At 41.0% G+C, this 8,380-nt stretch carries 13 protein-coding genes; 12 read left to right on the top strand and 1 reads right to left on the bottom strand.

What is annotated here, in order from left to right:
* The first annotated feature begins 36 nt into the window (after nucleotides 1-36).
* On the top strand, nucleotides 37-603 hold the full coding sequence (locus OO184_RS24110) for a recombinase family protein (protein WP_265381345.1): 567 nt from the start codon (nucleotides 37-39) through the stop codon (nucleotides 601-603).
* 422 nt (nucleotides 604-1,025) lie between these two features.
* Here OO184_RS24110 and OO184_RS24105 read toward each other — a convergent pair whose 3' ends face one another.
* The gene (locus OO184_RS24105; RefSeq protein WP_265381344.1) at nucleotides 1,026-1,640 is read right to left on the bottom strand and encodes a phage repressor protein CI; all 615 of its coding nucleotides are present in this window, start codon (nucleotides 1,638-1,640) and stop codon (nucleotides 1,026-1,028) included.
* 389 nt (nucleotides 1,641-2,029) lie between these two features.
* Between OO184_RS24105 and OO184_RS24100 the strand changes: the two genes are divergently transcribed.
* The 11 genes from OO184_RS24100 to OO184_RS24050 all read left to right on the top strand — a co-directional run.
* Nucleotides 2,030-2,194 carry a hypothetical protein gene (locus OO184_RS24100; RefSeq protein WP_162835247.1) on the top strand — a complete coding sequence of 55 codons (165 nt, stop codon included), beginning with the start codon at nucleotides 2,030-2,032 and terminating at the stop codon, nucleotides 2,192-2,194.
* A gap of 657 nt (nucleotides 2,195-2,851) precedes the next feature.
* Complete coding sequence (locus OO184_RS24095) at nucleotides 2,852-3,055, top strand: tail protein X (protein WP_265381343.1); 204 nt, start codon at nucleotides 2,852-2,854, stop codon at nucleotides 3,053-3,055.
* 10 nt (nucleotides 3,056-3,065) lie between these two features.
* Entirely contained in the window at nucleotides 3,066-3,329 is a 264-nt protein-coding gene (locus OO184_RS24090; RefSeq protein ID WP_265381342.1) for a hypothetical protein, read from the top strand.
* A gap of 1 nt (nucleotide 3,330) precedes the next feature.
* On the top strand, nucleotides 3,331-3,870 hold the full coding sequence (locus tag OO184_RS24085; RefSeq protein WP_265381341.1) for a lysozyme: 540 nt from the start codon (nucleotides 3,331-3,333) through the stop codon (nucleotides 3,868-3,870).
* Complete coding sequence (locus OO184_RS24080) at nucleotides 3,867-4,421, top strand: lysis system i-spanin subunit Rz (protein WP_265381340.1); 555 nt, start codon at nucleotides 3,867-3,869, stop codon at nucleotides 4,419-4,421. The genes OO184_RS24085 and OO184_RS24080 overlap by 4 nt, the downstream gene beginning before the upstream one ends.
* Entirely contained in the window at nucleotides 4,408-4,818 is a 411-nt protein-coding gene (locus OO184_RS24075) for a phage tail protein (RefSeq protein ID WP_265381339.1), read from the top strand. The genes OO184_RS24080 and OO184_RS24075 overlap by 14 nt, the downstream gene beginning before the upstream one ends.
* Before the next feature lie 352 nt (nucleotides 4,819-5,170).
* Nucleotides 5,171-5,809 carry a phage baseplate assembly protein V gene (locus OO184_RS24070; RefSeq protein WP_265381338.1) on the top strand — a complete coding sequence of 213 codons (639 nt, stop codon included), beginning with the start codon at nucleotides 5,171-5,173 and terminating at the stop codon, nucleotides 5,807-5,809.
* A complete protein-coding gene (locus OO184_RS24065; RefSeq protein WP_265381337.1) occupies nucleotides 5,806-6,147 on the top strand; it encodes a GPW/gp25 family protein in 342 nt (113 codons plus the stop codon). The genes OO184_RS24070 and OO184_RS24065 overlap by 4 nt, the downstream gene beginning before the upstream one ends.
* A gap of 4 nt (nucleotides 6,148-6,151) precedes the next feature.
* A complete protein-coding gene (locus OO184_RS24060) occupies nucleotides 6,152-7,060 on the top strand; it encodes a baseplate assembly protein (RefSeq protein WP_265381336.1) in 909 nt (302 codons plus the stop codon).
* A complete protein-coding gene (locus tag OO184_RS24055) occupies nucleotides 7,053-7,661 on the top strand; it encodes a phage tail protein I (protein ID WP_265381335.1) in 609 nt (202 codons plus the stop codon). The genes OO184_RS24060 and OO184_RS24055 overlap by 8 nt, the downstream gene beginning before the upstream one ends.
* Nucleotides 7,658-8,380 (top strand): phage tail protein (locus OO184_RS24050; protein WP_265381334.1); only part of this gene is annotated, 723 nt, incomplete at its 3' end. The genes OO184_RS24055 and OO184_RS24050, both read left to right, overlap by 4 nt.

Raw genomic sequence — 8,380 nt, 5'->3', positions numbered from 1 at the left:
AAAATAGTTTCTTCGCGTGCTTAAATAGGATTATACATGGCAAAAATTGGCTATATTCGGGTGTCAACAAATGACCAGAACAGCGATTTACAGAGAAATGCATTGATATGTGCAAATTGTGAACAGATTTTTGAGGATAAAATCAGTGGAAAAACGGCTAACCGGCCAGGATTGAAACGGGTTTTAAAATACCTTAAGAACGGCGACACATTGGTTGTTTGGAAACTTGATCGCTTGGGACGCAGTGTTAAAAACCTTGTTACGTTAATTTCATATTTAAGTGAACGAGGAATCCATTTTCAGAGTTTGACTGACAGTATTGATACCAGCACAGCTATGGGAAGATTCTTCTTTCATGTTATGAGTGCACTGGCAGAAATGGAGAGGGAGTTAATCGTTGAAAGAACAAATGCAGGATTGGCTGCTGCCCGCGCACAAGGACGTATTGGTGGCAGGCCGGTATCATTGTCATTTGCTGAACGACAGCAAGCTGCTAGGCTATTAGCGAAAGGACACACACGAAAACAGTTGTCATTGATTTACAACACATCATTATCGACGATATATAAATATCTTCCGGTAAACAAACAAACTACGGAATAGTATAATATTTGTTCTGATAATGGTTGTGTAAAATTTCTATTGTCAAGCGAAGAACAGAAAAAAATTAATTGAAACCTTGGACGTGTCCATAAGCAGGGATACTGTCAGTGTGTAAAATATTATTTAAGAAATAGAATCCCTATACTTACTTGAGTAAATTTGTAACTAATCAGAAAGTAATAGTAAGAAGAAGTCAATCTGGGAATAGTTTATTGGTCTTAAAATTCAAGTGGTTGTCGGAGCTAAGTTATCGCTTCTCAGAATGACTAAGGCAGATATTTGGTTTTTTCGATAACGATAGAGGCTCTCAGTCACCGAGCCTTCTTTGAATTGTACTTCCATAATTGAATGTAGCAGAGTGTTATTTATGAAATAATGTTCAATTAAATTAATGTGTTTTAGGTGTTTCATATCCTGCGTGTTCAGTACCTAGAAATCATTAGGTAAACTCGACCAACAAAATTAATTTCATCAATGGCGCAATCAAACGTTACATCATTATCACTAACCCGAATTTTATTGACCGGAATTTTTGTGATCTTTTTAATACTGTTCATACCTTGGATATCAACTAACCATAAGCCATCTTGAACATCAGGTTCTTCTGTATCCAGTAAATGCCAAGAGTTGCCGTCATCTACAACAAGTGGTTTTTTCATTCCTTTGGCTATAAGTTCACTATCTAAAACCACTGCACTGTCAATGTTCAACTTGCCTCCCGCTAATCTAACACGTTGTATTGTTGGAGCAATAATGTTTTCTAAAGATTCTTTCTTCCTTTCTCCGTCAGGAAACATTTCACCTTGACCCGTACTTAGCCATAGCAATGAAGCACTGGTTTCAAGATTGCATTGAATAACCCAGTCTGCAGGAAAACTGTCCCTTAAGTAACGGTTCGCCATCGTGCTTTTAGAAACACCTAAATGGTCACTAAGTGCCTGACGTGATTTAAATCCATATGCGCGAACAAGGCGTTCGATAGCTTGTTTTCCTCCACTATCTGCACCCATTTTTATCTCAGTTATGTTTTTTTTCATTAAAAGTACAGTTTAGCGAGTTAGTTGTTGTCAAAATGGTCTCTAATTAAGAGCTAAAGTGATCCAAAATGACTTGTCAAAAATCCAATTAGAGATATTGCATCATGAGCATGCAGATTTCAATCTATATCCCCGACGAAATCGTATCATTTAAAGCATTCGCAAAGCTTGAGTGTAATAAAAAATTTATACATGATGGTGAGTTGTAATAGGAAAGTAATCATTACTTTTTGTTAATTTTTTAATCTAAAACAATAATTAATGACTCACTTCTATCAAATTTAATTGCCAGAAAAAGTAAAAACTACTTTAAGTTTTTCTAATTAAAGTATACTGTATACGCATACAGTTCAAGTTATACGGAGGCAAGTTTGGCAGTGGACTTTCTTATGGAATCAGTGATAGCGCAACGTATTAATTTCATTGCCAGAATGGCAACGAGCTGTGAATGTAATCATTCTGAAGATAAGGAACTGGCCTTGGCTTGGATTGCTGAGTTGTCAACACCACTTGCAAAACGGCTTATTAATTATCACGAAACGCTTGAAGAATAAGCTTGACAAAAAGAACGAATGTGATAGGTAAATGATATGCACATGGATATTTTGTTTGATAAACAATTTAAGATCTTGCAGCCAGTGATGACTACGTTGAAAAATGAAATGAAAAAACAGGTTTACCTCAGCACTTAAACGTTTGTTTCAGAGGTGGTTGAATTGGCATTATTTTTGTACAAACAACAGGTGCAAAACGACTCAGAAAATCAAGAGATAGATTCAGCGAGTCTAGGAATGTGGTAGTTGGTTGCTGAATTATCTATCGTGTGAGCTAATATTGTTCATTTTAGTTTTGGGATAAACGAGATTCTGGGTTTATGATATGAACGGCCTGATCCTTTCTTGGGCCGTTTTTTCTTTATCTGATAAGAAGGATAAATTGCCTACATCTCTTCACATTTCAGGTTCATCTTAATCTGACCTCTCAACTCAAAAAGTGCAGAAAATTCTCATAAAGAAATTAACATGAGTTATTATTATATACTTATATCTCATATAAACATTTTCACTTGATCAGCAAATGTTGACTGTATCGGTACTCTTTCTATTTGTATTACCTTCTTAACAACACCGTCCTATTGTCTCCCTTTACTCATTAGCACACCATAATACTTTGACTTATCTATATTTCCTGTAACAAAAGGAGCATGCCTGATGAAAATAATTGCACAGCAAAATGACACAGTTGATGCCTTGTGTTGGCGTCATTATGGACGAACTCAGGGAGTGACAGAACGGGTTCTAGCAGCTAATCCAGGCTTGGCTGAACATGGTGTGATTTTACCACATGGTATGGTGGTTGAAATGCCAGAGGCTATGCCTACCGCAATAAAGCCTACTTTGCAACTCTGGGATTAAAAAACGGCGAATGGATAAATACAGCCATGCCACCTATGGTAGTGCCGGTTTGGTCGCTTTTTTTGCAGGATTATCGCTTTATGAATGGGGCTTTCTTATCGGCGTTTTTGCCAGTGTTGCACTGGGAATAATGACTTATTTACTAAACCGTCGGGAACAGATGAAACGCACACGCATTTTGCAAAATATTTTGGAAAGCCTGAAAACTGAGCCTGCTTCTGAATCTGCTCGGATAGTTAATGAGTTGGTACAGAAAGCTCCTGGAGAACTTTAACATGCAGGATACCAAAACTAAACTCAGCCGAGCTGTTATTGGGTTAATACTTGGTGGGGCAAGTTCAACAGCCATTCTTTCCCAGTTTTTAGATGAAAAAGAAGGGAATCGTTTGAATGCCTATCAAGATGCGGGGGGTATCTGGACAATTTGTCGTGGCATAACCCACATTGACGGCCAACCCGTTAAAAAAGGAATGAAATTAACCGCTACACATTGTGAACAACTTAACCAGATCGAAGCAGGAAAGGCTATCGAATGGGTAAAACACAATATCCATATCCCGTTGACAGAACCACAAATTGCAGGCATCGCGAGTTTTTGCCCATATAACATCGGCCCGGCGAAATGTTTCTCTTCCACCTTTTACCGAAAGTTGAACTCTGGAGATAAAAAAGGAGCTTGTACGGAAATTAAACGCTGGACATATGACAAAGGACGTGATTGCCGTCAGACCAATGGACAGCCTACAGGCTGTTACGGTCAGATTTATCGCCGTGATCAAGAATCTGAACTCGTCTGTTTGGGGTTAAACAAATGAGTATTTTAAAGGAAAGGCCGGGAATATTGCCGCTGCTCACTGCAGTAACAGTAGGCTGCACCGTTGGTTGGTGGCTGACTAAACTATCATTCAATACAAAACTTACCACATTAGAACAATATTATACGAACCAACTCTCAATTATCAGTCATAAAGCTCAGTCTGATACCACCGTAGCAATCCAGAAAATGAAAATTGCACAGGACATTGCTGCTGAACTTGACCGTCATTATTCAGAAGAACTTGCTCATGCCCAAGCCGAAAACACAGCTTTACGCACTGATATTGCCACTGGTCAGCGCCGGATGCGGATCGCATCTGCCGACCTTGCAACCTGTCAGCTCACCTCAAGCCGAAATTCCTCAACCAGCAGCATGGGCGATGCAGCCGAAATCGGACTCACTGCGATTGCTGGACGCACTATTCACGACATCAGAGCTGGAATAATCAGCGATCAAACTAAATTGGATTACTTGCAACATTATGTCAGAGAAGTGGTTCAGCAATGTAAAATTGAAAATACTCGGAGAAAACACTATGAAAAAACCTGAACTTCTGCGCCAAGCCTTGATTAAAGAAGTGCCATATTTGCACATCCACCCTGAAGTTCTGAGCATATCAACTGAGAAAGGGGTTGTAGTAGCAACATCGGCTGAATCTTGCTCATTTGAATACAACTATATACTCAATCTGGTGATCAACCATTATGCTGATGATGTGAATTTACTAGTGGTACCAGTACTTCAATGGATAAAGAAAAACCAACCAGATTTAATGAGCAATCCAGAATTGCGCAAAACTGGTTTTACTTTTGCGGTAGATACACCCAATCAAAGTGCTACTAACATCAAGATTAGTTTAAAATTAACTGAACGGGTATTTGTTACTGAGGATCATGAAAAAAACATCACCATTAAAAACCTTTCAGAACCTGAGATCCCATTCTAACAATAATAGATACCCTCACGCCCGCGAAGATTTCGGGGGCGTTTTCATCATTAGCAAATACCTCCTTACAGTATATGCGTGGGCATACCAAGCAAGTTGTGTCAACTATAAATCCATATGAGTATCTCGGATATAAGATCTAAACATCAATGTAGGATTTATTATCTGAGATTTCACTTACAACCTGTATGATTTCCATTATGAATGGTTATTTGCTATTAATTTAGTGCAATATTTATCCAAATTTAAAATTATCACTTATATAACAATATTTTAATCACTACAGTTGTTTAGTTATTCTTACAATCCTCTCTTAATGCCGATTCCCATCTTTAATGGCATTCTTCTCAGCATGAACACACAACTGACCGAACTAATGCGCTTATTGCGCAACCTGATCCGAACCGGCGTTATTGCTCAAGTGGATACCTCTCGAGGTATGTGTCGTGTCGCGACAGGAAATATAAAAACCGATTGGTTACACTGGTTGACTCTGCGAGCGGGTAATGCCCGTACCTGGTGGGCTCCCAGTGTTGGCGAACAGGTTTTATTACTATCCATAGGCGGAGAACTGACCACCGCCTTTGTGTTACCAGCCATTTTTTCTAATGAGTTTCCGGCACCATCGGCTTCTTCTGAAGCTGTCCATATCACTTTCCCTGATGGGGCAGTAATGGAGTATGAGCCGCAATCCAGTGCCTTACTGGTGAGTGGAATTAAAACTGCTACGGTGAATGCTTCTGGTTCTGTTCATATTACTGCGCCGGAAATTGTTTGTACCGCAAGTAGCAAGATTACTTTGGATACACCGGAAGTCATTTGTACCAATCTGCTGACAACAGCCAGTTTGGTAGTACAGAAAGGCGGAAAAATGGCTGGCAACATTGAGCACACCGGCGGGCAATTTAGTTCTAATGGTGTGATCGTGGATTCCCATAAACACACCGGCGTTAGGTCAGGCGGTGACACATCAGGAGGCCCTGTATCATGATGTACCTTGGGATGAATAGGCAAACTGGCCAAAATCTGACAGATTTGGCACATGTACGTCAGTCTGTCAGTGATATTTTACTTACCCCCGTAGGTAGTCGTTTGGCACGTCGTACTTATGGCTCTCTGCTGCCTGAGCTAATTGATTGGCCGCAGAATGATGCATTACTCCTACAAGTGATGGCTGCCAGTTACACAGCTATTAGCCGCTGGGAGCCACGGGTTAGTCTGACAGATATCACTATAAATACTCAACAAGACGGCAAAATGACAGTGGATATTTCTGGTCATTATCAGCAGTCCACTGGAGTATTCTCTTTATCCATACCTGTGAGGTAAGACAATGCCGACCATTGACCTGAGCCAATTGCCACCACCGGATGTGGTAGAACCTCTGGATTATGAAAGTTTGCTAGCTGAACGTAAAGCGACTCTGATATCTCTTTATCCAGAAGAGCAGCGGGAAGCCATTGCCCGTACTCTAGAACTGGAATCAGAACCACTAGTGAAACTGCTTGAAGAAAATTCTTATAGAGAGCTGATATTACGTCAGAAAGTAAATGAAGCAGCCCGTGCGGTGATGGTTGCCTATGCTTCTGGTAATGATTTAGATCAATTGGGTGCGAACAATAATGTTACTCGACTGGTATTGAAACCAGCAGATAACAGTACCATTCCACCAACACCTGCAATCATGGAATCTGATAACGATTTTCGTGTTCGTATCCCACAAGCTTTTGAAGGGCTAAGTGTTGCAGGGCCTGTGGGTGCTTATGAATATCATGCCCGTAGTGCTGATGGCCGTATCGCAGATGCCTCTGCAATCAGCCCATCCCCGGCAAATGTCACCGTGACGATTATGTCACGAGAAAATAAAGGCGTGGCCTCACAGGACTTGCTAGATAAAGTTGCTGTTGTTCTGAATGACGAAAATGTCCGTCCTGTGGCTGATCGGGTGAAAGTCCAGTCTGCCAACGTAGTGGAATATCAGATTGATGCAATACTCTATATCTATCCGACACCAGAATCTGAACCTATCCGTATTGCTGCTGAACAAAAACTCAAACGTTATGTGGAAGCTCAACATCGTCTGGGGCGTGATATTCGGCTATCTGCCATTTATGCCGCGTTGCATGTAGAAGGTGTACAACGGGTGGAATTGAAATCACCCACTCATGATGTAGTACTGGATAAAACTCAGGCTTCTTATTGCACTAGTGCAAAACTGACTGTAGGAGGTTCTGATGAATGATCGCCTGTTACCGACCGGCTCGACTACATTAGAGTTGGCAGCAGCTAAAGCATGCGCACAACTACAAAATATTTCAGTACCTCTACGCCAACTTTGGGACCCAGATACCTGTCCATTATCGTTACTGCCTTATCTAGCATGGGCGTGGTCTGTTGATCGTTGGGATGAAAATTGGTCAGAAAGCACTAAACGAGAAGTGGTTAAAGGTTCGCTATTTTTACACATGCATAAAGGCACTATCGGCGCTATTCGTCGTGTGGTAGAGCCTCTGGGTTATCTCATTAAAGTGCAAGAGTGGTGGCAAACCAATGATCCTCCCGGTACTTTTCGACTTGATGTAGGAGTCTTGGATAGTGGTATTACCGAGGAAACTTTTTTAGAACTGGAACGGTTGATTTCTGACGCCAAACCTGTGAGTCGCCATCTACTTGGCTTATCAGTCAATTTGGATGTGAAAGGTGAATTCTACTGTTCCGTTGCGAGTTACTGCGGTGATGATCTTACGGTTTATGCTTATACCCCTGAGACTATCACTACTAGTAATAATGCGCCTGTAGGCGCAGCACTTCATGTAATTGATACAATGAGGATTTCGTTATGAAATACTTTGCAATTTTAACCAGTCTAGGAGCAGCGAAACTGGCGAATGCCACTGCTCTTGGAACCGCGGTTGATATCACCCATATGGCGGTTGGTGATGGTGGCGGTAAATTACCAGCTCCTGATGCTAGCCAGACAAAACTGATTAATGAAAAGCGCCGTGCTGCAATTAACACGTTAAGCGTTGATCCGGTGAATACTAGCCAAATTATCGCTGAACAGATTATCCCTGAGAATGAAGGAGGTTGGTGGATACGAGAAATTGGCCTGTTTGACAGCGAAGGAGTGATGATTGCTGTGGCAAACTGCCCCGAAACTTACAAACCTCAATTGCAGGAAGGATCGGGTAGAACACAAGCAGTCAGGATGGTTTTAATTGTTAGCAGTACTGATTCGGTCACTCTGAAAATAGATCCGTCTGTGGTGCTGGCAACTCGTGAATATGTGGATAGTTCCATTAAAAAACATGAGAAAAGCCGTAACCACCCTGATGCTACAATAAAAGACAAGGGAGTCGTTAAACTCAATAACTCCATTGATAGTAATGATGAAACGACTGCTGCCACCCCCAGGGCTGTGAAAACTGCTTATGATTTAGCAACTACGGCAAATAACAATGCGGCTACAGCCAATACAAATGCAATAAATGCTAATAACAATGCCAACAGTAAATTAGCTAAAGACCAAAACGGCGCAGATATCCCTAATAAAAGTGAGTTT

Origin of the sequence: Photorhabdus aballayi, from assembly GCF_026153155.1 — a bacterium.
Lineage (GTDB): Bacteria > Pseudomonadota > Gammaproteobacteria > Enterobacterales > Enterobacteriaceae > Photorhabdus > Photorhabdus luminescens.
Note: the sequence above shows the minus strand (reverse complement) of the source record. Positions and strands in the feature narration are given on the sequence as shown.